Below are 25,669 nucleotides of genomic sequence, written 5' to 3' on the forward strand. Positions count from 1 at the left end.
GGAATAAGCGAAGAGCGCCGGCCTGGTCCGGCGCTTTTTTATGTCCGCTTGCCTGACCAACGCCGGGCAAGGGTACGGGCCGCCTCCAGCACCCGCTCCTTGGCGGGATTGGGGCGCTTGCCGCTGCGCCAGGCCATCATCACGTCCCAGTGATCCGGTGGCAGATCCACCACGTCCAGCTTCACCAGGCGACCGAACTCCAGATCCCGGGTGATGGCGAGCGCCGGCATCAGGGTGATGAAGCCGTGCTCCAGCGCCAGCTCCCGTGCCGCACTCGCTGGCTGGATGGCGTGCAGCGGGCTCGCCACCTGGCGCAGCAGACGCAACTGCAGGATCAGCTCGTCGCAGCCCGTCCCCCACTGCTGGGGCGCCAGCCGCTCGTTGGCAATGTCCTGCAGGGTCAGCCCCTGCCGCCCGGCCAGCGGGTGGGTGGCGCAGGCCACGGCGATGATCGGGGAACGGTAAAGCAGTTCGAGCTGGATGCCCGCGATGGCAGGGCACTTGAGAATGAAGCCCACGTCGGTCTCGCCGGTCAGCAACTCCTGCATGATGATGCCAGAGTGATCCGTGTTGCAGCGGATCTCGAAGGTCTCGTCCACCAGGGCCAGCAGCAGGGGGCCGAACACCGCCGTGGTCAGAGAGGGGAGGCAGGAAAGCCGGATCCGCGGCAATGCAGGCGCCCCCTGCATCGCCAGCCGCCCCCCTTCCAGTGCGCTCAGAGCCGCGGTCGCGGCAGGCAGAAACTGCTCGCAGGCCGGGGTCGGGGTGGCCCCCCGACGATGGCGACGGAACAGGGACTGACCCAGCTCCTGCTCCAGCACGGCAATGCGCTGGCTCACCATGGGTTGTGACCAGCCGCGAATGGCGGCCACCTTGCTGAAGCTGCCACGGTTGGCCACATCCAGCAGCAGTTGCAAATCGTCGAGGGTCATAGCCATAACCAAATCCAATATGAAATATAGCCAGTTGTCGGCTACCACTATATCTGGAGCCCCACCAGAATAGCAGCATCAATCGTCATGAATCGGCTGAACGCCACCGAGCCAGGGAGTTGTCATCCCCTTGGCTCTGTTTGGTGACGGCGCTGTTCGGGCAAGAAAGACAACAATATCAGCGAGCAAACAGAGGTATCAGGGTCATGGTGGATCGGGCGAGGCGGTTGGGGCGGTGGTTCTTGGCATTGGATTCCCTGCTGGTGATCCTGGGCTTTTTCGTGGTGATGCCCATGATCAGCCTGCGCTTCGTCGACCAACTGGGCTGGGCCGCCGGTGTGGTGGGACTGGCACTGGGGCTGCGTCAGCTTACCCAGCAAGGGCTGGGGGTCTTTGGCGGCTCCCTCGCCGACAAGTTCGGGGCGCGCCCCCTCATCGTCTGCGGCATGCTGCTGCGGGCGCTGGGGTTTGCCAGCCTGGCCTATGCCCAGAGCGGATTGGAGCTGATCCTCTCCTGCATCATCTCGGGGCTGGGTGGCTGCCTGTTCGATCCCCCCCGCGCCGCCCTGGTGATCAAGTTCACCCGGCCACGGGAGCGGGGTCGCTACATCTCCCTGCTGATGATGCTGGAGAGCGCCGGCGCCGTGGTGGGAGCCCTGCTCGGCAGTTGGCTGCTCAACTTCGATTTTGAATATGTCTGCCTGCTGGGTGCCGGCCTGTTCGTCTGCGCCGCCCTGTGCAACCTGCTGATCCTGCCCCCCTACAAGCTTTCGGTGCGTCCGACGCCGATCCGGGACGGCCTCGGCCAGGTGCTGGCGGACAAGGCCTTCTGCCGACTGGTGCTGATCTTAAGCGGCTACTACGCGCTCTGGGTGCAGGTCATGCTGATCTTCCCCATTCTCGTCAAACAGATGGCAGGCAGCACCACGGCGGTGGGCTGGATGTACACCCTGGAGACGGCCATCTCCCTGGCCCTGCTCTACCCCCTTGCCCGGTTCGGCGAGCGCCACTTCAAGCTGGAGAACCGCCTGATGGCGGGGGTGCTGCTGATGACCACGGGGATCGGGCTGGTGGCCTTTGCCACCACCTTGCCCGCCGTCTTCCTGCTGCTCGCCTGCTTCTATCTCGGCATCGTCATCGCCGAGCCGGCGCGGGAAACCCTGATGACCAAGCTGGCACAACCGGGGGCGCGGGGCAGCTACATGGGCTTCAGCCGACTGGGACTGGCGCTCGGGGGCATGACGGGTTACGTGGGGGGCGGCGCACTGCACGACTACGCCATGGCCCAGGGGCAACCCTGGTTGCCCTGGCTGGTGCTCGGCACCGTCGGTGTCACCACCTTGCTGCTGCTGGCCAACTGCTTCCAGCGCGGCTCCCGCCTGGCAGGAGTCAACGCCTGATCCTCTGGCAATCATCCCGTCTACCCCGGGCGCCCTTCTCTTGAAGGGCGCCCTTTTTTCACCTTCATCTTGCATTGCCCTTCCCCTCGTCTGCGCCCATCCACCCAAAAATCCCCCATAAAAAAAGCGGCAGATTGCTCTGCCGCTTTTGCCCAGCCCGCTTGGCTGTTACTTGTTGATATCCAACATGTTGTTTTGCAACATGAAATCGATCACCTGGTTGGCAGTCGTCCCTGAACCGCCCGTCAGAGTGTCGAAGGTGTGGTTCATCAGCACTATCTCCTGGGTCACCGGCGCGGCACTGCTCTCCTTGACTTGCAGATGCACCCCTTCGCTGTCCTGGAACACCGAGAGCAGGCTCTTCAGGGAGCTCTCGCTCTTGCTACCATCGCTGTCGAGCAAGTCGCTCAGATCCAGCTTGTCCCCTTCCGACTTGCTGAAATCGACGATGTAGTCCTTGGCCACCTTGCCAGCCTCGGTATCCCCCTTCAGCCAGGTGAAGGTATCGGCACCTGCATCCCCCATGAGGATGTCGTTGCCGGCCCCCCCGATCAGGATGTCGTTGCCCAGTCCGCCGCTCAATATGTCGTTGCCGGTACCGCCATAGAGGGTGTCGTTGCCACTGCCACCATAGAGGCGATCGTTGCCGCTCTCCCCATAGAGGGTGTCGTTGCCGCTACCACCGAACAGGGTGTCGTTGCCGGCACCGCCATACAGGAAGTCATCTCCCCCCTGACCGAACAGGATGTCATTGCCATCACCGCCGAGGAGGGTGTCACCCTTGTCATTGGTCGACGACTGATCGAACTCGCTGGCATGATCCGTGATGTAGGCGTGCACCTGGGCATCGGTCACCGACCCTGCCCCCAGCTTGCCGCTCACATACTGCTTGATGGCCGCATACCCTTCCCCGCTGATGCCGGTGAAGCGTACCGCGTCGCCAAACAGGATGTCGTCGCCGGCACCGCCATCGATCCGGTCACTGCCCGGCTTGTTGTTGACGGAGCTACCCAAGATGGTGTTGGCCAAGTCGCTAGCATTGACGCCGGTCATGATGACACCGTCAGAGTCGTAGGACTTGAGATCGTTATAGGAAATGTTATTACCCAATCCGATCGCCTCGACGGTCACCCCTTTTGCGGTCAACAGCTGGTAACCCAACAAGGCGTCGGCCCGAACCTCATCGGTGCTGTTTCGCCCATCCCCGCCCAGCAGCTGGATCTGGTTCTGGCCGTTGCTGCCCTTGACGATAACTCCCACCGTGGTCCCCGACCAACCACCCCATACTTGAGTCCACTTGATCACTTCCCCTTTACTGTTGACCACTTCGAGACCGCTATAGGCCACGGTATTGCCGAGCACATAATTGTTGAGGTTCAAAGAAGTAGCGTTGAGATAGTCGTCATTGGCAAAAGCCCTGTCGATGATCTTCACATCACGGAGCCTAGTGGTGGTGCCGAGATCATAGAAGGTCGGCTCGCCATCGGTGATGAAGTAGGCCAGGTTCTTCGCATCCACATTGCTTGTCGCCGTGCTTGCGGCAAACCAGTCCGCCGCCTTGCTGAATGCGGCCTCATAGTTGGTGCCACCGTCGGCGGACATCCCCTTGAGGGCATCAAGCAAGGTCTTTAATGCCCCGCTATCGGTCAGATTGACGCTGACACTGCCATGGGTCGTGGTATCGAAATCCACAAGGAAGATATTGACGGTACCCGCATTGTCAGTGCCCGCACTGGTCTTGAGGCTGGTAAAGACCTTCTCCAGTTGTGTGCGGATCGTCTCTATTGCGTCGTCACCGATACTACCGGAACTATCAACGATGAAGGCAATGTTGTAGTTCTGACCCGGCAGCACAACGCTGCCATCCAGATCCCCCACAACGATATTGTGCTCACTGCCATAGGTCTGGTCCTGGTTGCCCGGCTCCCCTTCGGTGGCATTGAAGTAGCTCAGACGGATACTGTCTTCGTCGCTGGCGGTGTTTGACGACTCCGAATACAACTCGCGTGTGATCGCCTCCACCTTGAGATCCACCCGACCGGCGCTGCTGCCCGGCACTCGCAGCGTCAGTCCGCTCAACTTCACATCCAGCGCGATCTCACTCCACAGACCGCTGTTGGCGGTGAGGGTAAGCTTGCCATCAACCCCGACGGTTCCCAGCAATTGGCTACCGCTGTAGAGTGCAGCACCCTTCGGCATCCCGCTCAGTACCAGGCTGTCGAGCACTTCGCTGCCATCCCGATCGCTCAGGGAGGCGCTCACCTCCAGCGGGTAGTCGACCACCACCGGCTGCACCAGGGTCAGCACGCCCGTATCCTGATTGATCTGGTAGACACCGTCGGCGAACTGGACATACTCCACGTCGTGCAGCGCCTTGGTGATGCCGACCCCCTTCTCCGTGACGGAGAAGTTGAACCAGCGATCATTGATCGAGTATCCGCTGCCCTTCGTGATGGCGTAGTCGGCACGGTTGCCGGACAGTACAGCGATATCTTTATCACCAGCACCGCCATAGAGAGTATCGCCACCCAACCCAGCGACCAGAATGTCGTTTCCAACGCCGCCGTCGAGGGTATCGCCCGACACTGAGTTGCCACCGACCAGCACGTCATTGCCGTTGCCACCGACGAAGTGGTCTCCGCCCCCCTTCTGGCTCACGATGTAGTCGTTGCCATCACCACCCACCACGGTTTCCTTACTAGAAGTGCTATCGGTCAGAGTGTTGGTGATCCCGAGGGCCCCCTTGTCGAAGTTGCCGGACTGGAACTGGCCCGTGGTGATCCCCGCGCTCGGGAAACTCTGGCTGTAAGACGGCATGCCATTCCCCATCAGGGTGACGTTGACCGTGGGCTTGTCGGCCACCGCCGCCACGTCGATCACCAGCTTGCTGCCGTTGCTGAGGTTGGCACCGTCGCTTATCTGATAGCCGATGCTGGCATAGTCGCCCTTCATGTTGCCGACCACGGCGCCGTTGCCGTTGGAGGCATGGGTGCTCGATTCGTTCAGACCGGGCACGAAGCGCAGATGGCCTGCGTTCACCTCGGCATAGGAGATGAGGGCTCCGGTTTGCACCGCAGCCCACTGCCCAGCTGCATTGAGGTATTCGAGGGTACCGTTCAGCGGCAGGGTATTGATCTTCACCCCGAGATCGGTCGCATCCTGATCGTCGCTGGCACCAAACTGGGCCCAGGTCAGGACCTGGGGCTGATCTTCGGCACCGGCGCTGTGGCCGCCAGCCGCCGTCGGCGCCCGATCGTTGTCCACTATGGTACCGGTCCCGCTCTGACCACCAATGGTCACCGAGAGGGTCTCGTTCGTCTCGACCAGGCGATCGTTCACCGTCGGGATGATCACCGTGAAGTCTGTCACGCCCGCCGGTACCGTGATCTTGCCGGTGGTGCTGTTGTAGGTCACGCCGTTGCTGAACTGGGCATTGCCCCAGTCCTGGTTGGAGGCGGGGTTGTTGCCCGATCCGCGAATGGCGAAATCGTATTCGGTCGCTTCCTGGGTCGCATCGGACAAGGTGACCTTGTGCAACAGGTTGCCCCCTTCAGTCACGCTCTCGCTGGAGACACCCTGAACCAGCGGCGTGAACAGAGGCTTGGTGGCGAAGGAGCCAATGCTGGCGTCACCGTCACCATCCACCACCCGGATCTGGAAGTCGATGTCACCATCACCCAGGGGTTTGGACATGCGCTGGTACTGGAAGAACTCCCACTTGCCGGTGGCTGGGGTGAACTCCAACCTGAACACCAAAGTGCCGTCACTGGCTTCGCCATACAGGGTATTGGGTAGACCTGCTTTGCTGGAAATTGAGATCTCTTTACCAGTAGCTGTCATCAAACCCACTTCATTGGATCCCAAAAGCGCTATATGCCCCTTGCCATCAGCACCCCATTGCGGTGCAACCGTACCCGAACCATAGGCAATTGCCTGCGGCGTATCAGCCCCCAGAAACTCGATAGACTTGACGGTAAAGTCGCTGTTGTCTTTGGTATTGATGTTGCCGTTATTGGTCGCCTTGATCACCATGGTATCGAAGCCACCCTGCTGCACCTGGAAGTTCTGGTTGAACTCTCCGCCCGCTGCATCCGATCTGAATGAAAGTGTGGAAATCAATACGTTGTCTCGGTAGAACTCCACGACCCCGCTCTCCAGCTCGCCGCCAAACATCTTGCTGAACTTGATGTTGGCGCCGTAGGCAACCTTGCCCGCATCCAGCGTGACGATAAGCCTCTCGGATACGGAAGAGCCATCAGCAAAATGGCGGAAGTCAATTTCATTGGCGAGGTTGTGGTAAGGCGCAGCACCGCTGGCCACCCCCAGCCCCGAGCTGGAGCCGTTGACATCCGCCGTTACCAGTGAGGAATCGGTTGCCGACTTGAAGCCCAAGGCGCTGATGGTAAAACCCGCCATGTTCAGGGTGCTCTGGTTGTCACTGTACTTCGTCAGATCGAAGAACCCGGTCAGCACGTTCGGAATATCGGTCTTCACCACGGAAACGGCATCGCTGTTGCCAGCAATGGGGGAGTCGTCCTCCACGCTGACATCCAGCTTGCCCTTGGTGACGCCGCTGCCATCGGAGACCTCCACGTCCAGCTGGAACGACAGCTTGTCTTCCAAGGTCGTATCCCCGTGGTCGAGTGGCTCCTTAAGGGTCACATCATAAGTCCACGCTCCCTTGCCGCTGGCATTGGGTGCCGTCAGCTTGACCTCAACCACCGCCTTGTAATCGGCGCCGCCAATCGCCCCCTTGTAGCCGACCAGCGTCTTGCTGCCCGCATCCCAGCTCCACTGGACCTTGGCCCCACCGGACGTCAGCCCGGCCGGTCCGTTCAAGGAGATGCTGAGCGTGCTGCTGTCGATGTCGCCCACCGAGAGGGTACCGGACGCCTTGATGGCATTGGTGGTATCCGGGTTGCCGACCGTGTCGGCAATACCGTTTGCCAGCCCCTCTTCGGAGACGACAGCCCCGTTGGAGATGGTCAGCGTCGGCAGATCATTGACCGCATCCACCTTGATGGTCACGGTTGCGGGGCTCGCATCCACGGCGCCGTCGTTGTCTACCGCCGCATAGTTGAAGGTGGTGTTGCCGTTCCAGTTCGCATTCGGAGTGAAGGTGAGCTTGCCGGCGTCCGCCACCGCAATGCTCTGATCCACCGTCACAGCCACCCCGTTCAGATAAAGGATGCCGTTGGCAGGCAGGCTCTTGATGGTGAAACTCACCACGTTGCCATCGATGTCGCTGCCACTGAGGGTCGGAATGGCGATGCTGGCGGCATCTTCCTGACCGTTTGCCTGCTTGTTCGCCGTCTCCGGCGCTTCATTCAGGATCTGCGCGTTGTCGCTGCCCGGCAGGGAGACGTTGCCCGCCTTGTCGGTCTGGGTCGCCGTCACCGTCAACGATTTGCCGTTGGCCGGGGTCGTCTCCGTCCAGCTGATGGTGCCATTCTGATAGCCGTAGCTCTTGCCATTGCTTGCCAGCAGGGTGCCATCGGCCTTGAGCGTCAACTGGACAGTGCTGTTCACCCCGCCATTGTTGATGGTCAGCGTCACCTTGCCGCCCGCAACCAGGTCTGCATGATTGATCCCGGCGCGTACCTGGATCTGATCATTGCCAATCTCGGCCTTGGTCAGCATCTGGTCGTTGTTGGCATCATCCACGATGACCACGGTCGGCGCGCCGGTCGCGGTGGTGTCGCCCATGGTGGCGCTGTCGCTGCCCGGCAGCGAGACGTTGCCCGCCGCGTCCACGATGGTGGCGGTCACGGTCAGCGTCACGCCGTCCGCCGGACGGTCAAACTCGTAACCCACCTTGCCCGCGGTGATGTCGGCATCGGTCAACAGGCGGTCGGCCTGGCCGCTCACCTTGAGGGTGTCCCCGGCCTTGGCATCGCCCGGCAGGCTCACTGCCACGTCCACCTTGCCGCTGATCTCGGTGTTGCTGATGGTGCCGTCGTTGTTCACGTCTTCGGTGATGACCACGGTCGGCGCGCCGGTCGCGGTGGTGTCGCCCATGGTGGCGCTGTCGCTGCCCGGCAGCGAGACGTTGCCCGCCGCGTCCACGATGGTGGCGGTCACGGTCAGCGTCACCCCGTCCGCCGGACGGTCAAACTCGTACCCCACCTTGCCCGCCGTGATGTCGGCATCGGTCAACAGGCGGTCGGCCTGGCCGCTCACCTTGAGGGTGTCCCCGGCCTTGGCATCGCCCGGCAGGCTCACTGCCACGTCCACCTTGCCGCTGATCTCGGTGTTGCTGATGGTGCCGTCGTTGTTCACGTCTTCGGTGATGACCACGGTCGGCGCACCGGTCGCGGTGGTGTCGCCCATGGTGGCGCTGTCGCTGCCCGGCAGCGAGACGTTGCCCGCCGCGTCCACGATGGTGGCGGTCACGGTCAGCGTCACCCCGTCCGCCGGACGGTCGAACTCGTAACCCACCTTGCCCGCGGTGATGTCGGCATCGGTCAACAGGCGGTCGGCCTGGCCGCTCACCTTGAGGGTGTCCCCGGCCTTGGCATCGCCCGGCAGGCTCACTGCCACGTCCACCTTGCCGCTGATCTCGGTGTTGCTGATGGTGCCGTCGTTGTTCACGTCTTCGGTGATGACCACGGTCGGCGCACCGGTCGCGGTGGTGTCGCCCATGGTGGCGCTGTCGCTGCCCGGCAGCGAGACGTTGCCCGCCGCGTCCACGATGGTGGCGGTCACGGTCAGCTGCACGCCGTCCGCCGGACGGTCAAACTCGTAACCCACCTTGCCCGCCGTGATGTCGGCATCGGTCAACAGGCGGTCGGCCTGGCCGCTCACCTTGAGGGTGTCCCCGGCCTTGGCATCGCCCGGCAGGCTCACTTCCACGTCCACCTTGCCGCTGATCTCGGTGTTGCTGATGGTGCCGTCGTTGTTCACGTCTTCGGTGATGACCACGGTCGGCGCGCCGGTCGCGGTGGTGTCGCCCATGGTGGCGCTGTCGCTGCCCGGCAGCGAGACGTTGCCCGCCGCGTCCACGATGGTGGCGGTCACGGTCAGCTGCACGCCGTCCGCCGGACGGTCAAACTCGTAACCCACCTTGCCCGCCGTGATGTCGGCATCGGTCAACAGGCGGTCGGCCTGGCCGCTCACCTTGAGGGTGTCCCCGGCCTTGGCATCGCCCGGCAGGCTCACTGCCACGTCCACCTTGCCGCTGATCTCGGTGTTGCTGATGGTGCCGTCGTTGTTCACGTCTTCGGTGATGACCACGGTCGGGGCGCCGGTCGCCTCGGTGTCGATGGCCGCACTGTCGCTGCCGCCAGTGCCCACGTTGCCGTTGAGATCGGTGTAGCTGCCGTCCTTGACGGTGACGCTGGCCTCGCCGGTATAGCCCGGGGTCGGGGTGAAGGTCGCGGTCCAGGTCTTGCCGCCATCGGCGGTGGTCAGCCCGGTCACGGTGCCGCCCACCACGGTCAGATCGTCCAGCTCGAACCCGGTCACCTTCTCGCTGAAGGTGAAGGTCACCGGACTGATCTCACCCACGGTCAGCTTGTCGTCAACAATGTTGACTTCCACGCTCGGGGCCGAGGTGTCCACCGGGGCACGGTCGCTGCCGCCAGTGCCCGCATTGCCGCTGAGGTCGGTGTAGCTGCCGCTGTTCACGGTCACGCTGGCGGTGCCTTCAAAGCCCGGCGTCGGGGTGAAGGTCGCGGTCCAGGTCTTGCCGCCATCGGCGGTGGTCAGCCCGGTCACGGTGCCGCCCACCACGGTCAGATCATCCAGCTCGAACCCGGTCACCTTCTCGCTGAAGGTGAAGGTCACCGGACTGGTCTCACCCACGGTCAGCTTGTCGTCAACAATGTTGACTTCTACGCTCGGGGCCGAGGTGTCCACCGGGGCACGGTCGCTGCCGCCAGTGCCCGCATTGCCGCTGAGGTCGGTGTAGCTGCCGCTGTTCACGGTCACGCTGGCGGTGCCTTCAAAGCCCGGCGTCGGGGTGAAGGTCGCCGTCCAGGTCTTGCCGCCATCGGCGGTGGTCAGCCCGGTCACGGTGCCGCCCACCACGGTCAGATCGCCCAGCTCGAACCCGGTCACCTTCTCGCTGAAGGTGAAGGTCACCGGACTGGTCTCACCCACGGTCAGCTTGTCGTCAACAATGTTGACTTCCACGCTCGGGGCCGAGGTGTCCACCGGGGCACGGTCGCTGCCGCCAGTGCCCGCATTGCCGCTGAGGTCGGTGTAGTTGCCGCTGTTCACGGTCACGCTGGCGGTGCCTTCAAAGCCCGGGGTCGGGGTGAAGGTCGCGGTCCAGGTCTTGCCGCCATCGGAGCTGGTCAGCCCGGTCACGGTGCCGCCCACCACGGTCAGGTCGCCCAGCTCGAACCCGGTCACCTGCTCGCTGAAGGTGAAGGTGACGTCGCTGGTTTCACCCACGGTCAGCTGGTCGTCAACGATGTGGACCACCACGCTCGGGGCCAGGGTGTCGATCGCGGTGTCGTCACTGCCGCCAGTGCCCACGTTGCCGTTGAGATCGGTGTAGCTGCCGTCCTTGACGGTGACGCTGGCCTCGCCGGTATAGCCCGGGGTCGGGGTGAAGGTCGCGGTCCAGGTCTTGCCGCCATCGGTGGTGGTCAGCCCGGTCACTGTGCCGCCCACCACGGTCAGGTCGCCCAGCTCGAACCCGGTCACCTTCTCGCTGAAGGTGAAGGTGACGTCGCTGGTTTCGCCCACGGTCAGCTGGTCGTCGGCGATGTCGACCACCACGCTCGGACCCTGGGTGTCGACGCTGTAACCCTCGGTATCGGTCACGGTGGTGCTGTTGCCCGCCGCGTCGGTGGTGGTGACCTTGGCGTCGATCACCTTGTCCCCATCGGCCACCAGGTCGCTACCCGGCACATTGATGCTGAAAGTCTTGTCGGCCAAGACCAGACCGGTGAAGGCCTTGCCATTGACGGTCAGGGTGACGGTGTCGCCCTCTTTCACGTCGCCACCCACACGACCGGTCACGGCGATGTCCTGCTTGGACTCGGCCGCGTTGATCACGTCGTCAGGGGTGATGTTGCCATCCAGGGTGATGCTGGCATCCGGTGGCGTGGTGTCGAGCAAGGTAGTGTCGTCGGTGGCGCTGGCCGGGTTGCCCGCCGCGTCGGTAACGCTGGCCACCACGGTCAGGTTGCCATCAGCCAGCCCGCGCAGATCGGCGCTGGTCTGGTAGTTGCCATCGGCATCGGTGACGGCAGTGACTGTCACGCTCTTACCGGTGGCATCGCTGATCACCAGGGTCACGGTACGACCCGGGCCAACATCGGAGGTGCCGCTGATGGGCGTGTTGGCCACATTGGCCGCGTTCACGTCATCCAGGCTCACCGTGATGTTCGCCGTGGTGTCCACGCTACCATCGTCGCTCGACGTGCCTCTGTTGCCAGCAGGATCAGTCACGCTGGCCGTCACGTCATAGCCCCCATCCGGCAACGGTGTCACGACATCCGCGCTGTAACTGCCATCCGGTTGTACCGTGGCGGTCAGGGTCTGCTGATTGCCGTTGGCATCGGTCACCGTCAGGGTCACCGTGCTGCCGGGGGCGGCGTCCGTGGTCCCCGTGATGGTCGGGGTGTTGTCATTGGTATTGTCCGGTGCATTAACCGTCACGATCGGAGCCGTAGTGTCCACGCTGCCGTCATCGGTCGCGGTACCGGTGTTGCCGGCCGGATCGGTCACGGAAGCCGTCACCTGATAGCCCCCTTCGGCCAGCGGTGTGGTGACATCCACGCTGAAGCTGCCATCCGGTTGCACCGTCGCGGTCAGGGTCTGCTGATTGCCGTTGGCATCGGTCACCACCAGGGTCACCGTGCTGCCAGAGGGGGCATCCGTGGTACCGGTCAGGGTCGGCGTCCGATCGTTGGTGTTGTCGGGGGCAGAGACGGTGATGACGGGAGCGGTGAGGTCGACCAGCTCATCTTCGCTGCTTTGCGCATCCACCAGCGGCGCCGCGCCAGCCGGGTTCGCGCTGTCAAAGCCTGCGCTGGAGATGGTTGCATCACCGGTACGATCGATGGTGACGAAACCGCCGTTGCCGCTGGCACCAGCCACCCCGCCCGCATTGCCTGCGGCCGGGGCTCCGCCCGCCGCCGACGCTTCGAATGCCTTGGTGGGGTCGGTTCCGTCCAGAATCGCTTGCTGCAAGGCGGCGATGTCATCGGGCGTACCCGCGTTCGCCAGCACGGCGTCACCCTGTTCGGGGCGCTCGCCGGAACCCAGGGTGAACGTGGTCTCCCCTCCCTGGAAGCTGGCCCCTTCGGGCGCAAGCAATACCGCATCCTTGGGCAGTACATCGCCTTCTGCAACGAGTCTCTGGCTCCCGTCGGCGGCGACCAGATACATTTTGCCTTGCAAGTGGGTAACGACGACATCCTGATCCAATACGATGCGCTGATTGCTCATGGTTTCTCCTGAAATATCGAAGGGCATATTGCTCCAGCCTCCAATGTGCCCGTTTATCAGGCCATAAACCAGTGAGAAAAATCGAATGAACAGACCGAAATGAAGCCGGGTTTCGGGGTGAAAACGAAGGGACGCCGAAGATGAATAAAATTAATTAAATCAATAGCATCAATTGTGACAAAACGAAGACGGGAGCCTCATCGGCTCCCGTCTCGTGAGGTGTCAGACACCGGCCCAGAGCAGGATGGCCAGCAGCTGGGGCGAGATGATCCGCAGGAACATCACCAAGGGGTAGACGGTCGCGTAAGAGAGTGCGCTGGCACCACTGGTGGGGTGCATGCCGTTGGCAAATGCCAGAGCGGGAGGATCCGTCATCGAGCCGGCCAGCAGACCGCACAGCGTGAGGTAGTTGAGCTTGCCATAATGGCGTGCCAGCACACCCACCAGCAGCAGCGGGATGAGGGTGATTGCCACACCGTACATCATCCATGCGGGACCGTCGCCGTTGATCAGGGTGTCGATGAAGCCGGCCCCGGACTTGAACCCCACCACCGCCAGGAAAAGCACTATGCCTATTTCCCGCAGCGCCAGGTTGGCGCTCGGCGGCATGAACCAGTAGAGCTTGCCGATGCTGCCGATACGAGACAGGATGAGCGCTACCACCAGCGGTCCCCCTGCCAGCCCCAGCTTGAGCGCCGCCGGGAATCCCGGCAGGTAGAAGGGAATGGATCCGAGCAATACCCCCAACCCGATGCCGATGAAGACGGGCAGCATCTGCACCTGCTGCAGTTTCTGCTGCACGTTGCCCACCACGCTGGTGACCGCCTCGATGGCATCGAGCCGCCCCACCAGGTTCAGGATGTCACCGAACTGCAGACTGGTCTGACTGGTCGGCACCAGCTCGATGCCGGCCCGATTCAGGCGCGAGATGACCACATCGTATTTCTGCTTGATGTCGAGCTCGCGGATCCGCTTGCCGAGCACCTGCTCATTGGTGACCACCACCCGCTCGACCCGCAGATCGGTCCCGCGGGTGGAGAGGGAGGTGTCTACCTCCTCTCCAAGCACCAGCAGCACCTTGTGCAGGGCATGGCGTTCCCCCACCAGGTGCAGCAGGTCGCCAAGTTCGATGCGCGAGTCGGGCTTTGGCACCATCAGCTCGTCGCCACGCTTGAGGCGGGAACAGATGACGTCCGCCTCGTCCAGACTCGGGATCTCGCGGAGCATCAGGCCATGCATATTGGGATTGCGCACGGCAATGTTGATGGTTTGCAGACTCTCCTTGGTCTTGCCAGCCTGCTGCTCGAAAGCGACCGCCTCCTCCTCGATCTTGATGTGGAAGAACATCCTGATGAGCCACATGGTGAGCAGGATGCCGCAGATCCCGAACGGGTAGGCCACCGCATAGCCCATCCCCATCAGGCCTGTGGATCCAGGATCCGCCCCCAGCTCGGCCAGGATCTGCTGGCCAGCCCCCAGGGACGGGGTATTGGTCACTGCCCCGGAAAAGACCCCGAGGATCACCGGCAGCGGTACATCGAACAGCTGGTGCAACGCTGCCGCCACCAGGCAGCCGAGCAGAACCAGCAGGGCCGCGAAGCCATTGAGCTTGAGACCCGAACTGCGCAAGGAGGAGAAGAAGCCGGGACCGACCTGGATGCCTATGGTGTAGACGAACAGGATCAGGCCGAATTCCTGAATAAAATGAAGTGTTTGCTCATCCAGCTTCAAGCCGGACAAGCCGGCGAAGTGGCCCACTATGATGCCGCCGAACAGCACCCCGCCAATACCCAACCCCACGCCATAGACTCGCCAGTTTCCCAGCCAGAGCCCCAGCACTGCCACCAGCGACAGCATGCTGATGGAAAGCGCGATCTCACTCATCGTTTGCATCCTTTCCAAACTGAACTGGCACTAGCTTGTCAGCAAACGAAGGGGGCAACTGTGGGGTGCCGCACGAATTCAGGCTTTCATGAGCACAAAAATACCAATTAAGGGTTAGCCATCAGATGTAGCCATAAATGGCCATGAAGTGGCACAGACTGCCCCCCAGCACAAACAGGTGCCAGATGGCGTGGTTGTAGGGAATGCGCTTGGCCACATAGAAGATCACTCCCAGGCTGTAGATGAGACCACCCAGCCCCAGCAGAAGGAGCCCGGTACCATCCAGATGCAGATAGAGCTGGTAGATGACCACCAGCGACAGCCAGCCCAGCATCAGATAGGTAAATAGCGACACCTTCTTGAAGCGATTGATGAAGATCAGCTTGAACACGACCCCCGCCAGGGCCAGCCCCCAGATCACCACCATCAGTCCTTGCGCCAGCGGCGTATCGAGCGCCACCAGCAGGAAGGGGGTATAAGTGCCGGCGATCAGCAGATAGATGGCGCAGTGATCGAACAGCTTGCTCCAGCGTCTGGCCGCCACCGAGCTCACGCTGTGATAGAGCGTCGAGGCGAGATAGAGCAATACCAGGCTGGCACCGTAGACGCCGTAGCTCAGCAGTACCCTGGGCCCCTGATCCCACCCCTTGTGCAGCAGCAAGACCAGTCCCAGTCCGCCCAGCAGCAGCCCCAGCCCATGGCTGAGGCGATTCGCCCACTCTTCCCGTGGGGAGTACCCCGTCACATCCATCATTACCTCCAACCCATTACCGGCCCACTCTAGCGGCCGACGTTTCAGGCTACAAGTGTTAGCTGAAAATAAAGGGGCGAGGAGAGGGAGGGCCAGAGATGGCTGTGCCCCCCGCCCCTTTGGTGTATGCTCTGCCGCCGACGCCGCCCATGCGGATGGCCGCGTCTGCCCGACAATCTGGTCTGGAGAACCCGATGAAGCTCACTGAACTGTTTACACAACCGGATCCTGATTTCGGCAAGGCCATGACGGCCCTGCTGGAGCATTTCCATCATTCCGACGACAGTCAGGCCCCCTATCAGCGGGGCAGCTTCACCCACCAGCTCGATCAGTCGTGCATGCCCGCCTTCGGCATCTCTCCCCGGGACTATCTGGCACGGCTCGCCACCCTGGTACCCGGGGCATCGCACCTCACCTCTCCCCGCTACATGGGACACATGACGGCACCGCTGCCGGCCTTCACCGCCGAGCTCTCCCGGCTCTTGGTGATGCTCAACCAGAACCCGATGAAGATGGAGTCCTCCCGTCTGCTGAGCTTTCTGGAGCGGGAAGTGCTGGCCAAGCTGCACCGTCTGGTCTACCGCCAGGACGACGCCTTCTATGCAGCCCAGATGCATGCCAAGGATGCAGCCCTCGGCGTCATGACCAGTGGCGGTACCATCGCCAACGTCACCGCTCTCTGGCTGGCCCGCAACCGGGCCTGTGGCGACAACCTGTTCGCCCTCGCCGAGCAGGGCTATCGCGGCGCCGTCATTCTGGGATCGCGGCTGATGCACTACTCCTTCGACAAGGGGATGGATCTGCTGGGACTCGGGGGTCGCAGCGTCTGGCGTCTCGACACCGACGAGCACAACCGGCTCAGTCTGGCGGCGCTGGAACAGGCCCTTCAACAATGCAGGGAGCAGAAGCTCAAGGTGCTGGCGCTGGTCGGCGTGGCTGGCAGCACGGATTTTGGCTCCGTCGACCCGCTGCCGGAACTGGCCGCCATCGCCCGGCGCGAGCAAATCCACTTCCACGTGGACGCGGCCTGGGGTGGCCCGACCCTCTTCTCGCCCCGCTATCAGGGATTGCTTACGGGGATAGAGCACGCCGATACCGTCACCCTTGACGGTCACAAGCAGTTGCTGGTCCCGCTCGGTACCGGCATGCTGCTCTGCCGCCAACCGGACCTGATGATGACGGTGAAGCGCGAGGCTCCCTACGCCATCCGCGCCACCTCCTTCGATCAGGGGCGTTTCACTCTGGAGGGGACCCGTCCCGCCAACGCGCTCTATCTGGATGCCGCCTTCCAGATGCTGGGGCAGCAGGGTTATGCCCAACTCATCGACGCCAACTACGACAGGGCGCGGCGAATGGCCGCGCTCATCGACGCCAGCCCCGCCTTCGAGCTGATGTCGGCACCTGTCATGAACCTGCTCTCCTACCGGTGCATTCCGCCCCACCTGCAAGGTCAGGTGCCCGATGTGGCGGCCAACGAACAGATCAATCTCTTCAACGTCGCCCTGCAAAAAGCCCAGCGCGCCGAAGGGCACAGCTTCGTCTCACGCACCCAGCGCGCAGTCTCCCGCTATGGCGAGCAACCGCTCACGCTGCTACGCGCCGTCCTGCTCAACCCCCTCATCGAGGAAGCAGACATACGCGCATTGCTGGACGATCAGGTGCGCCTTGGCAACCAGATTGCCAGCCAGCTGTTCGAGTAACCCGCCGCCCCGGGAAGGAACTGCCTGCAGAATGGACGGTCTTATTCATTTGCCGTTGTCTGACGGGCAGGTACACTGAGTGAAATTTTGAGGTTAGAGCCCAGCATGAAGCAGTTTATCGAGTTCATCCCCCTGATCGTCTTCTTCGCGGTCTACAAGTTTTACGACATCTACACCGCCACTGGCGCCCTGGTGGTCGTCACCGGCCTGCAACTCCTGTACAGCTGGCTTCGCTATCGCCGGGTCGAGAAGATGCAGTTGTTCACCTTCGTGCTGGTCGGTTTCTTCGGCGGCCTCACCGTCTTCTTCCACGACGATGCCTTTATCAAGTGGAAGGTGACCGTCATCAATGTGCTCTTTGCCCTCGCCCTGCTCATCGGCCGCTATGGCTTTGGCAAGAACCTCATCAAGCAGATGCTGGCCAAGGAGCTACAAGCCCCCGACCGGGTCTGGGACAACGTCAATCTAGGCTGGGTCGGCTTCTTCACCCTGTGCGGCCTGCTCAACCTCTACGTGGCCTTCAACCTCTCCCAGGAGATGTGGGTCAACTTCAAGGTGTTCGGCCTGCTGGGCATGACCCTGGTCTTCACCCTGCTCAGCGGCGTCTATCTCTATCGCCACATGCCGGCCGAGCAGAACGCAGAACAGAAAAAATAACCGCAACCAGAAAGGGATTGTTCCATGTGGTATCTGATCTACTCCGAAGATGTCGCGGGCAGCCTGCCCCAGCGCAAGCTGGCACGCCCTGCCCACCTGGCCCGCCTGCAAGCCTTGCAGGATGAGGGCCGCCTGCTGACGGCCGGCCCCAACCCGGCCATCGATGCCGAGGATCCGGCCGATGCGGGCTTCACCGGCAGCACCGTCATCGCCGACTTTGCCAGTCAGGCCGACGCCCAGGCCTGGGCCGATGCGGACCCCTATGTTGCGGCAGGGGTCTACGCCAGAGTGACCATCAAACCGTTCAAGAAAGTCTTCTGAGCCCATCGAGGCTGACAAGAAAAAGGCCGGACACTGTCCGGCCTTTTCGTATCCGATGGTGACTCAGGCCCTGGCCACAAACCAGGGATTGAGGATATCAGGCTTGTTGTAGCAAAGCGGCGAACCATCGAGCTGGGTGACGCTGCCCCCCGCCCCTTCCAGTACCGCCTGAGCAGCCCCCGTATCCCACTCGCAGGTCGGCGCGAGCCGCGGGTAAAGCTCGGCCTCCCCCTCGGCAATGATGCAAAACTTGAGAGAGCTGCCCATGGAAACCAACTCGATCTCGCCCCGCTCCAGTTCGCCAAAACGGGCCAGATACTCGAGGGTTTCTTGCGACAGGTGATTGCGACTGCCCACCACGCGCCACACTTGCCCTGCGTCATGAGGACGGGTCTGGATGGTCTCGTGCCTGCCATCGGCCACACGCCAGGCGCCAATCCCCTTGCCCCCATACCAGAGCTTGTCCAGTACCGGGGCATAGACCAGCCCCCAGCGCGGGGTCCCCTGTTCAATCAGGGCGATATTCACCGTGAACTCGCCGTTGCGGGAGACAAACTCCTTGGTGCCATCCAAAGGATCCACCAGCCAGTAGCGGGACCAGCCGAGTCGCGCAGCCATCACCTCGGGGGAGGACTCTTCCGACAACACCGGGATATCGGGAGTGAGACGCGCCAGCGCCTGAACGATCACCTCGTGGGCCCCCTTGTCCGCAGCCGTCAGCGGGCTCTCGTCCTGCTTGTACTCCACCGCAAAGGGCTGGCTGTAGATGGACATGATGGCCTCACCGGCGGCGCGGGCGATGGGCTCCAGTTCGGAAATGGCGGGTAGATACATGGAAAAGAGTTCTCGCTCAAAGGGTTGGTCAGTGTAACCGAGTGAGTATCTTCGGCTTATAGCCGTTTGCACTGACTTATACAGTGTCAAAACTGACAGACAAAAAGTGGCGCAACACAGCTAATGATAAATGTGGCACTAACGCCACATAAGGACATGACGATATGAACAAGAAGACCCTGATCGCCGCACTACTGCTGGGCTGCCTCCCCCTGTTGAGCCAACCTCTGCTGGCCGCCGACAAGGCGGCGACCAAGCCTGTGGCCACCACCCAAGTCAAGGAGAGCGGCAAGATCAATCTCAATACCGCCAGTGCCGGCGAGCTCACCGCCCTGAAGGGCATTGGCGAGAAGAAGGCACAGGCCATCATCGACCACAGGGAGAAGCAGGGCAAGTTCACCTCCGTCGATCAACTGGCGGACGTCAGTGGAATCGGATCGGCCACGCTGGAAGCAAACCGGGACATGATTATCGTCAAGTAACCGGTTTGAATCCCTATCATCCCGAGGGCAGCCTGTGGCTGCCCTATTTTTCTTAGGGTATCATGAGCCCACTTTGTATCTTCGGACTCACTCCATGAAAAAGACACCGCTCGTTGTTCGCAAGGCCGTTCTCCCCGTTGCCGGCCTGGGTACCCGCATGCTGCCCGCCACCAAGGCCATCCCCAAGGAGATGCTGCCCGTGGTCGACAAGCCGCTGATCCAGTATGTGGTGCGCGAAGCCATCGCCGCCGGCATCAAGGAGATCATCCTGGTGACCCATTCAAGCAAGAACTCCATCGAGAACCACTTCGACAAGAGCTTCGAGCTGGAGGCGACCCTGGAGAAGCGGGTCAAGCGCCAACTGCTGGAAGAGGTTCAGCACATCTGTCCCAAAGACGTGACTATCATGCACGTGCGTCAAGGGGAAGCAAAAGGCCTGGGCCATGCAGTACTGTGTGCCCGCCCCCTCATCGGGGATCAACCCTTCGCCGTGCTGCTGCCGGATGTGCTCATCGACGAGGTGGCCAGCGATCTGAAGCAGGACAACCTGGCGGAGATGGTGCATCTGTTCGCAGAGGAGCAGATCAGCCAGATCATGGTGGAAGCCGTCCCCGAGAGCGAAGTGGACAAATACGGCATCGCCGACATCAAGGGGGAGGCCCTGAGCGAAGGCATGTCCCTGCCGATGCAGGCCATCGTCGAGAAGCCACCCCGGGATGAAGCCCCGTCCAACCTGGCCGTGGTCGGTCGCTATGTGCTCTCGGCCAATATCTGGCCCTTGCTGGAAAAAACCCCGGCCGGTGCCGGCGACGAGATCCAGCTGACCGATGCCATCGCCATGCTGATGGAAAAGGAGCAGGTCAATGCCTACTTCATGAAGGGACGCAGCCACGATTGCGGCAGCAAGCTCGGTTATATGAAGGCCAATGTGGAATACGCCGTGCGCCATCGGGAACTCAGCAAAGATTTCACCAGCTGGCTGAAGCAGTTTGCCAAAGAGCTGTAATCTCTGAATATTTACAAGATAAGCAGAATAAAAAACTGGGCATCATTCGATGCCCTTTTTCATTTTATAAACAAATATTCAACCATTGATAGATAAAATATCGCTAAATCATAATATTGTAATTTAAAGTCGCTTGTTCTATAAGGATTAAGGCTTGTTCCTAGCCCTTGCATAAAATTTCTAAAAAAATATAAGACACAGGTGGAAGTTCCAATGAATAACCCGTCCAAAGGGACCTTTTTAGGTCACCCTAAAGGGCTTTTTTTGCTCTTTAGTACCGAACTGTGGGAGAGATTCTCCTATTACGGCATGCGTGCCGTGCTCGTCCTCTATCTGACCGACCTGACCGCCAACGGTGGCATGGGCTGGACCCAGGCCGACGCCCTCAAGCTGTACGGCATCTATACCGGTCTGGTCTACATCACCCCCATCATCGGCGGCTGGCTCGCCGATACCTTCCTGGGCCAGCGACGCGCCATCCTGTTCGGTGCCGTGCTGATGGCCGCCGGCCAGTTTACCCTGGCACTGCCTCACGCCATGTTCCCTGACATGGTCAACACCGTCTTCTATGCCGGCCTTGGCTTGCTGATCGTGGGCAACGGCCTGTTCAAACCGAACATCTCTACCATGGTGGGCGACCTGTATAAAGAAGGGGATCACCGTCGTGACGGCGCCTTCACCATCTTCTACATGGGCATCAACCTGGGCTCCCTCCTGGCCGGCGTGATCTGCGGCGCCGCCGCCACCGCCTATGGCTGGCAAGCCGCCTTCGTCAGCGCCGGTATCGGCATGCTGCTCTCCCTGGTCGTGCAGGCCACCATGGCACAGCGTTTCCTTGGCGACATCGGCCGTGTGCCCGCCGCCCAGCGTGCCGCCCTGCAGCGCTCCAAGGAGCAAAAAGCGCCCCTGACCAAACAGGAAGTGGATCGCATCAAGGTGATCCTGGTACTGGGCCTGTTCACCATCATCTTCTGGGCCGGCTTCGAGCAGGCCGGTGGTCTGATGAACCTGTATGCCCAGGAGTATACCGACCGCATGATCGGCAGCTTCGAAGTGCCGACAGCCTGGTTCCAGTCCCTGAACCCCTTCTTCATCATCACCCTGGCCCCTGTCGTGGCCGCCATCTGGATCAAGCTCGGCAAGAAAGAGCCGAACTCCCCGGTGAAATTCGCCATGGGCCTGCTGTTCCTGGCCGTCGGCTTCCTGTTCATGATCGGTGCCGTGCTGGAGCAAGGTGGTGATCAGGCCGTCAAGACCTCCATGTTCTGGCTGGTCGGTGCCTACCTGTTCCATACCCTGGGTGAGCTCTGCCTCTCTCCCATCGGTCTCTCCATGGTGACCAAGCTGGCTCCGCTGCGCCTGGCCTCCCTGATGATGGGTGCCTGGTTCGGTTTCGTGGCCCTGGCCAACTATGCCGCCGGCTTCATCGGCTCCTTCGTCGGCGAGTCCGGTGCCATGGCCATCTTCGGTGGCATCGCACTGGCCGCCGTGATCAGCGCCCTCATCCTGCTGACCATGGCCAACCGCCTGGTCTACTGGATGCACGGTGCCGAAGGCCCGGCCAAAGAGCCCGAAGAACAAGAGCAGAAACTGCACTCCGCGACCGTTTGACCGGTCAGGACAGCAGAGACCAAACAGGGCGCCCATGGGCGCCCTGTTTGCATGTGTTCACTTCACGGCGTCAGTGGTGACGAACCTGCATCGTCAGGGCGCTGCCGCTGTCACTGCGAAACTGCAGATCAAAGGGCTCGTGCCAGCTTCGCCTGTGCAACGTGTAGCGACTGCTGCGCATCAAGCCGAGCGGCAACCCCCCTGCACGCATCAACCAGTGAGGTGAGGTGAGCCCGGCATTTGCAAAAAGCAGCCCATCTTCCTGATCGAACAGCAGGGCCGCCATGGCAAAGGAGTGACGCAGGCCCGACTCCAGCAGTTGCAGATTGAGGTAATCCAGCAATCGGTGTGGCTGGGTCAACAGCAGGCTCTCCTGTTGCTGGTATTGGCGATAGGGGCCGTTCATCAGGGAGCGCACCAAGGCACCACAGAAGGCCGCATCCACACCGAGGATGGGCAATTCCATCACCAGTACCAGCAGCTTGTCGTCCAGTTTGAAGGTATCCGGGATGAAGAGATTGCCCATGCCGGCAAAGGTGACCTGCCAGGGCCCCCACTCCTGCATGCCAGGGGGGGCCAACCAGGCGAGCAGCCGGCTGCTCGCCAGATCGTGGCCACGGAAGAAGTCGATGTGTTCCATCAGCTCCAGTTGCTGGCTCTGATGCCCGAGGTTTGTCAGGCATTGCTCGATGCTGCGGCGGATCTGCTCATAGTCATTCACCGGTTTGATGAAGAAGTCCCTGGCCCCCGCCCGCAGCGCACGCTCGATCGCAGCCATCTGATCCTGACCGGAGATGACGATGACGGGCACCTGTGGATAGCGGGCGGTGAGGCAGGCAATCACCTCATGGCCATCCATGTTCGGCATGTTCAGATCACACAACACCACATCGGGGTGATAGAGCGCTGCGGCAGAGAGCCCCTCAATCCCGTCTTCTGCCTGAAAGACGCAGGCCCCGTCGTGCTCGAGATAAGATACCAGTGAGTGGCGAAAAACCGCTTCGTCTTCTACCACCAAGATCCGTAGTCCGGCTTTTGACATCTTGACAAAGCTCTTATTAGTCAAATGGTTATTTGAGCATTAAGACTAGATCATGGGCGCTGGATACCGCCACACAATATTGTCGAGCAGCGAGCCGGGCTGGCGTTGGTATCTGCCAAGCGTTTGAAATGGTCCGACTATTTTGCTCGCCCCCTTGCGCAGAGATGATTGACAACCGTCACCCGGCAGCCGTTCTCTCGCAGGTCGGCACCATGAATTGTATGAGGCACCGCCATGAGGGATAATGCCCTCCACTCCAGATCGTGAAGCAGACCATGACGCCAGCCGAATACAGCGCCCTCGCCCATCCCAGACTCTCCCATCCGGCCCGCAGCCTCTATACCCTGCAACTGCGCCGCTTGGTGCTGGAAAATCGGCTGGCCCGACTCAACTATCCCGAGCTTGGCCGGGCATTGGCTGTCGTCGATCCGGGCAATCCCGGTGGTTTCAGCTATCAGGTCAACGCTCGCCAGCTGACCGAACTGCTCGACGAGCTGATGGAAGCCGAACTGCTTCAGGTCGAGGCCCAGGCTGACAGTGAGCACTACCACCAGTGCCCTTTCCAGTTGCCGTTGCTGAGCCAGCGGGTGCGCAGCCCCCTGCCGGCACGCCCGTTCCAGATGCACCTGCAGTGGCGTCCGGACGAAGAACTGCCTGCTCTCGCACGCCTGTGCGGGGTGATCGATGCCAGCTACAGCGAAGAGGATCTCGGGGAGTTCATCGCCTACTGGCTCGGCCGCCCCGAGGTGTTCGACTCCCAGCACCAGTGGATGTTGAAATTTATTCGGGCCCTCAAGAGTCGGCGCTACGCCCGCCGCCCGGCGACCGTGGTCACCGGGTACCAGCAGGTCGCGCCAGCCCCGGTAGAGGCTGGCCCGAGCCGCCGGGCGCAAGAGATGATCGATGAGGCCAAACGGCTGGCACAAGCTCAGGAGCCGGAGAATGATTGATACCAGGCGGCCACGAAGTGCACTATTGACCCCCTGCCCATCCAGCCACAGCCCTAGCAGAAGGAGAATTCCATGACAGATCCGCACGACCCGATGCGCCAGGCACTGGAAGAGATCGAGGCCAAACGCCAGAAAATCGCCAAGGCGAGACAGGAGCAACGGGCTCATGATCCCGAGCTCAAGCGTCACGTCAGCAGCCTGCAGGAACGTATTCTCCGACTGCGGGCCGCAACCGGCGGCAGCCAGTACGACTACGAGACCCTTCGCAAGGAGTACGACGCCAAGGCCAATGCCGAAGTGCGCGAGTTGCAGAAAGCCGCCCGCCAGGAGCGGATCCAGAAGCTGATCGCCCAGGCCGACCTCAATCCGGACTGGATCTTCGACAAGATGGATTCCGGTGACCCGGCCCTGCAATACCCCATCGAAACGGCCCGCTACTTCATCAGCGGTTTCGAGCACTGGGAGAAGAGCGGCGGGGGCTGCATGCTGATCTACGGCGATTACGGCACCGGCAAATCCACCCTGGCGGGCGCCGTGGCCCACGAGTTGATCGCGCGCCACCAGAAGTCGGTGATCTTCCAGCAGTGGGCCTCCATCGTGGACAGGCTCTTCTTCAACGTCATCCAGGATCAGGAGGAGCGCAACCAGTACCGCCGCGCCCTGGAAGAGGTGGACCTGCTGATCATCGACGAGGTGGCGGCCAACCGCGCCAAGATGGCCGAGAGTCAGTCCAGCTTCCTCGGCCACCTGCTGCGCCGTCGTCGCAACCTGTCCAAAAGCGTCATCATCATCACCAACCACAGCCCCCAGAGCCTGCATCAGGCCATCGGTGATTTCAGCTATGAGGCGATCAAGGCGTTCAATCCGGTGGACATCCACCTGAGCGGACCCAGCCGCCGTCCCAGCATCGGCCATTACAACGGTTGATCCCGTCGGGCCGGCGTCCCTGATGTCCGGCCCTTCATATCCCCTGTACCTCACAAATAAAAACCACTCTCATTTACAGAGAGCCATCCAGGCTCTAGTCTTGCTCTTTTGTTCGAGAGGGCCTGTCATGCCAACCACACTCATCTTCGGTGCCAGTCGCGGACTGGGCCGCGCCTTCACCGACCACGCACTGCAACTGGGCCACAGGGTCGTTGCCCTGGTGCGCCATGCCGATATGGCCAGCGAGCTGCATACCCTGGGGGTCGAGGTCGTCATCGGGGATGCCCTGGACCCCCTGGCCGTGGCCCAGGCTTGCCGCTTGGCGGGCAGGGATGCTCGGGTAGTCTCCACCCTCGGCAGCTTTCGCCAGAGTGCACCGGTGGATTATCAGGGCAACCGCCATGTGATCGACGAGATGGAGCGCATCGGGCTCAGCCGCCTGCTGCTGGTCACCTCCCTCGGTTGTGGCGACAGCTGGCAATACCTGCCCGAGCGGGCTCGCGCCGCCTTCGGACACGAGGTACGCCTCAAGAGCCTGGCGGAAAGCTGGCTGCAGACCAGCACCCTTGCGTGGACCATTTTACGCCCAGCAGGGTTGCAGGATGGGGAGCCCACGGGTCAGGCCATCCTGAGCCAGGGGCAAGAGAGACATGGCCTGGTCAGGCGCCAGGATGTGGCAATACGGGGTTTGCAACTGCTCACCGACCAGGAGGCGTGCGGCCAGATCTATGCCATCGGCGATCCGGGTCTGAATCAGCCATGATCCCT

The 25,669-nt window shown here is 61.7% G+C and carries 16 protein-coding genes; 10 read left to right on the forward strand and 6 right to left on the reverse strand.

Annotated elements, in window-relative coordinates; translation table 11 throughout:
• Positions 1-38: 38 nt before the first annotated feature.
• The gene (locus C2U30_RS09950) at positions 39-938 is read right to left on the reverse strand and encodes a LysR family transcriptional regulator (RefSeq protein ID WP_029314793.1); all 900 of its coding nucleotides are present in this window, start codon (positions 936-938) and stop codon (positions 39-41) included.
• A gap of 200 nt (positions 939-1,138) precedes the next feature.
• Between C2U30_RS09950 and mdtH the strand changes: the two genes are divergently transcribed.
• Positions 1,139-2,332: a multidrug efflux MFS transporter MdtH gene (mdtH, locus tag C2U30_RS09955; protein ID WP_029314794.1), complete on the forward strand. Its 1,194-nt coding sequence runs from the start codon at positions 1,139-1,141 to the stop codon at positions 2,330-2,332.
• A gap of 168 nt (positions 2,333-2,500) precedes the next feature.
• On the opposite strand, the gene C2U30_RS09960 is transcribed toward mdtH, so the two are convergent.
• From C2U30_RS09960 to trhA, 3 genes are all read right to left on the reverse strand, one after another.
• Positions 2,501-12,736 carry a retention module-containing protein gene (locus C2U30_RS09960; RefSeq protein WP_103243665.1) on the reverse strand — a complete coding sequence of 3,412 codons (10,236 nt, stop codon included), beginning with the start codon at positions 12,734-12,736 and terminating at the stop codon, positions 2,501-2,503.
• Positions 12,737-12,958: 222 nt separating this feature from the next.
• Complete coding sequence (locus C2U30_RS09965; protein ID WP_103243666.1) at positions 12,959-14,620, reverse strand: putative transporter; 1,662 nt, start codon at positions 14,618-14,620, stop codon at positions 12,959-12,961.
• Positions 14,621-14,741: 121 nt separating this feature from the next.
• Positions 14,742-15,374, reverse strand: coding sequence for a PAQR family membrane homeostasis protein TrhA (gene trhA, locus C2U30_RS09970; protein WP_039041319.1), 633 nt, complete (start codon positions 15,372-15,374; stop codon positions 14,742-14,744).
• Positions 15,375-15,565: 191 nt separating this feature from the next.
• On the opposite strand from trhA, the gene C2U30_RS09975 reads away from it, so the two are divergent.
• The 3 genes from C2U30_RS09975 to C2U30_RS09985 all read left to right on the forward strand — a co-directional run bounded on the left by C2U30_RS09975 (position 15,566) and on the right by C2U30_RS09985 (position 18,049).
• Positions 15,566-17,071 carry an aminotransferase class V-fold PLP-dependent enzyme gene (locus C2U30_RS09975; protein WP_103243667.1) on the forward strand — a complete coding sequence of 502 codons (1,506 nt, stop codon included), beginning with the start codon at positions 15,566-15,568 and terminating at the stop codon, positions 17,069-17,071.
• 105 nt (positions 17,072-17,176) lie between these two features.
• Entirely contained in the window at positions 17,177-17,728 is a 552-nt protein-coding gene (locus C2U30_RS09980; RefSeq protein WP_045521880.1) for a septation protein A, read from the forward strand.
• A gap of 24 nt (positions 17,729-17,752) precedes the next feature.
• Positions 17,753-18,049, forward strand: a complete 297-nt coding sequence (locus C2U30_RS09985) for a YciI family protein (RefSeq protein ID WP_010675539.1) — start codon at positions 17,753-17,755, stop codon at positions 18,047-18,049.
• A gap of 63 nt (positions 18,050-18,112) precedes the next feature.
• On the opposite strand, the gene cysQ is transcribed toward C2U30_RS09985, so the two are convergent.
• Entirely contained in the window at positions 18,113-18,883 is a 771-nt protein-coding gene (cysQ, locus tag C2U30_RS09990) for a 3'(2'),5'-bisphosphate nucleotidase CysQ (protein ID WP_039041322.1), read from the reverse strand.
• A 164-nt stretch (positions 18,884-19,047) separates the two neighbouring features.
• On the opposite strand from cysQ, the gene C2U30_RS09995 reads away from it, so the two are divergent.
• From C2U30_RS09995 to C2U30_RS10005, 3 genes are all read left to right on the forward strand, one after another.
• Positions 19,048-19,365, forward strand: coding sequence for a ComEA family DNA-binding protein (locus tag C2U30_RS09995; protein ID WP_039041323.1), 318 nt, complete (start codon positions 19,048-19,050; stop codon positions 19,363-19,365).
• Between the two features lie 94 nt (positions 19,366-19,459).
• Positions 19,460-20,371, forward strand: coding sequence for a UTP--glucose-1-phosphate uridylyltransferase GalU (gene galU, locus C2U30_RS10000; protein ID WP_103243668.1), 912 nt, complete (start codon positions 19,460-19,462; stop codon positions 20,369-20,371).
• Positions 20,372-20,584: 213 nt separating this feature from the next.
• Positions 20,585-21,982: a peptide MFS transporter gene (locus C2U30_RS10005; RefSeq protein ID WP_029314796.1), complete on the forward strand. Its 1,398-nt coding sequence runs from the start codon at positions 20,585-20,587 to the stop codon at positions 21,980-21,982.
• Positions 21,983-22,052: 70 nt separating this feature from the next.
• On the opposite strand, the gene C2U30_RS10010 is transcribed toward C2U30_RS10005, so the two are convergent.
• Positions 22,053-23,024, reverse strand: coding sequence for a response regulator (locus C2U30_RS10010; RefSeq protein ID WP_029314797.1), 972 nt, complete (start codon positions 23,022-23,024; stop codon positions 22,053-22,055).
• A 275-nt stretch (positions 23,025-23,299) separates the two neighbouring features.
• On the opposite strand from C2U30_RS10010, the gene C2U30_RS10015 reads away from it, so the two are divergent.
• The 3 genes from C2U30_RS10015 (at position 23,300) to C2U30_RS10025 (ending at position 25,664) form a co-directional block, all read left to right on the forward strand.
• Complete coding sequence (locus tag C2U30_RS10015) at positions 23,300-23,974, forward strand: DnaT-like ssDNA-binding domain-containing protein (RefSeq protein WP_039041329.1); 675 nt, start codon at positions 23,300-23,302, stop codon at positions 23,972-23,974.
• 72 nt (positions 23,975-24,046) lie between these two features.
• Positions 24,047-24,901 carry a DnaA ATPase domain-containing protein gene (locus C2U30_RS10020; RefSeq protein ID WP_103243669.1) on the forward strand — a complete coding sequence of 285 codons (855 nt, stop codon included), beginning with the start codon at positions 24,047-24,049 and terminating at the stop codon, positions 24,899-24,901.
• A 127-nt stretch (positions 24,902-25,028) separates the two neighbouring features.
• Positions 25,029-25,664: an SDR family oxidoreductase gene (locus tag C2U30_RS10025; RefSeq protein WP_103243670.1), complete on the forward strand. Its 636-nt coding sequence runs from the start codon at positions 25,029-25,031 to the stop codon at positions 25,662-25,664.
• Positions 25,665-25,669: the final 5 nt, after the last annotated feature.

The organism is Aeromonas sp. ASNIH5 (assembly GCF_002902865.1).
GTDB classification, from domain to species: domain Bacteria; phylum Pseudomonadota; class Gammaproteobacteria; order Enterobacterales; family Aeromonadaceae; genus Aeromonas; species Aeromonas caviae.

Bases quoted from the DNA above. Each gene is read 5' to 3' on its own strand.
- C2U30_RS10005 (WP_029314796.1), top strand. From the start codon at position 20,585: ATGAATAACCCGTCCAAAGGGACCTTTTTAGGTCACCCTAAAGGGCTT.
- C2U30_RS09980 (WP_045521880.1), top strand. From the start codon at position 17,177: ATGAAGCAGTTTATCGAGTTCATCCCCCTGATCGTCTTCTTCGCGGTC.
- C2U30_RS10020 (WP_103243669.1), top strand. From the start codon at position 24,047: ATGACAGATCCGCACGACCCGATGCGCCAGGCACTGGAAGAGATCGAG.
- C2U30_RS10025 (WP_103243670.1), top strand. From the start codon at position 25,029: ATGCCAACCACACTCATCTTCGGTGCCAGTCGCGGACTGGGCCGCGCC.
- C2U30_RS09950 (WP_029314793.1), bottom strand. From the start codon at position 938: ATGGCTATGACCCTCGACGATTTGCAACTGCTGCTGGATGTGGCCAAC.
- C2U30_RS09965 (WP_103243666.1), bottom strand. From the start codon at position 14,620: ATGAGTGAGATCGCGCTTTCCATCAGCATGCTGTCGCTGGTGGCAGTG.
- C2U30_RS10015 (WP_039041329.1), top strand. From the start codon at position 23,300: ATGACGCCAGCCGAATACAGCGCCCTCGCCCATCCCAGACTCTCCCAT.
- galU (WP_103243668.1), top strand. From the start codon at position 19,460: ATGAAAAAGACACCGCTCGTTGTTCGCAAGGCCGTTCTCCCCGTTGCC.
- C2U30_RS09985 (WP_010675539.1), top strand. From the start codon at position 17,753: ATGTGGTATCTGATCTACTCCGAAGATGTCGCGGGCAGCCTGCCCCAG.
- cysQ (WP_039041322.1), bottom strand. From the start codon at position 18,883: ATGTATCTACCCGCCATTTCCGAACTGGAGCCCATCGCCCGCGCCGCC.
- C2U30_RS10010 (WP_029314797.1), bottom strand. From the start codon at position 23,024: ATGTCAAAAGCCGGACTACGGATCTTGGTGGTAGAAGACGAAGCGGTT.
- trhA (WP_039041319.1), bottom strand. From the start codon at position 15,374: ATGATGGATGTGACGGGGTACTCCCCACGGGAAGAGTGGGCGAATCGC.
- C2U30_RS09975 (WP_103243667.1), top strand. From the start codon at position 15,566: ATGAAGCTCACTGAACTGTTTACACAACCGGATCCTGATTTCGGCAAG.
- C2U30_RS09995 (WP_039041323.1), top strand. From the start codon at position 19,048: ATGAACAAGAAGACCCTGATCGCCGCACTACTGCTGGGCTGCCTCCCC.
- mdtH (WP_029314794.1), top strand. From the start codon at position 1,139: ATGGTGGATCGGGCGAGGCGGTTGGGGCGGTGGTTCTTGGCATTGGAT.
- C2U30_RS09960 (WP_103243665.1), bottom strand. From the start codon at position 12,736: ATGAGCAATCAGCGCATCGTATTGGATCAGGATGTCGTCGTTACCCAC.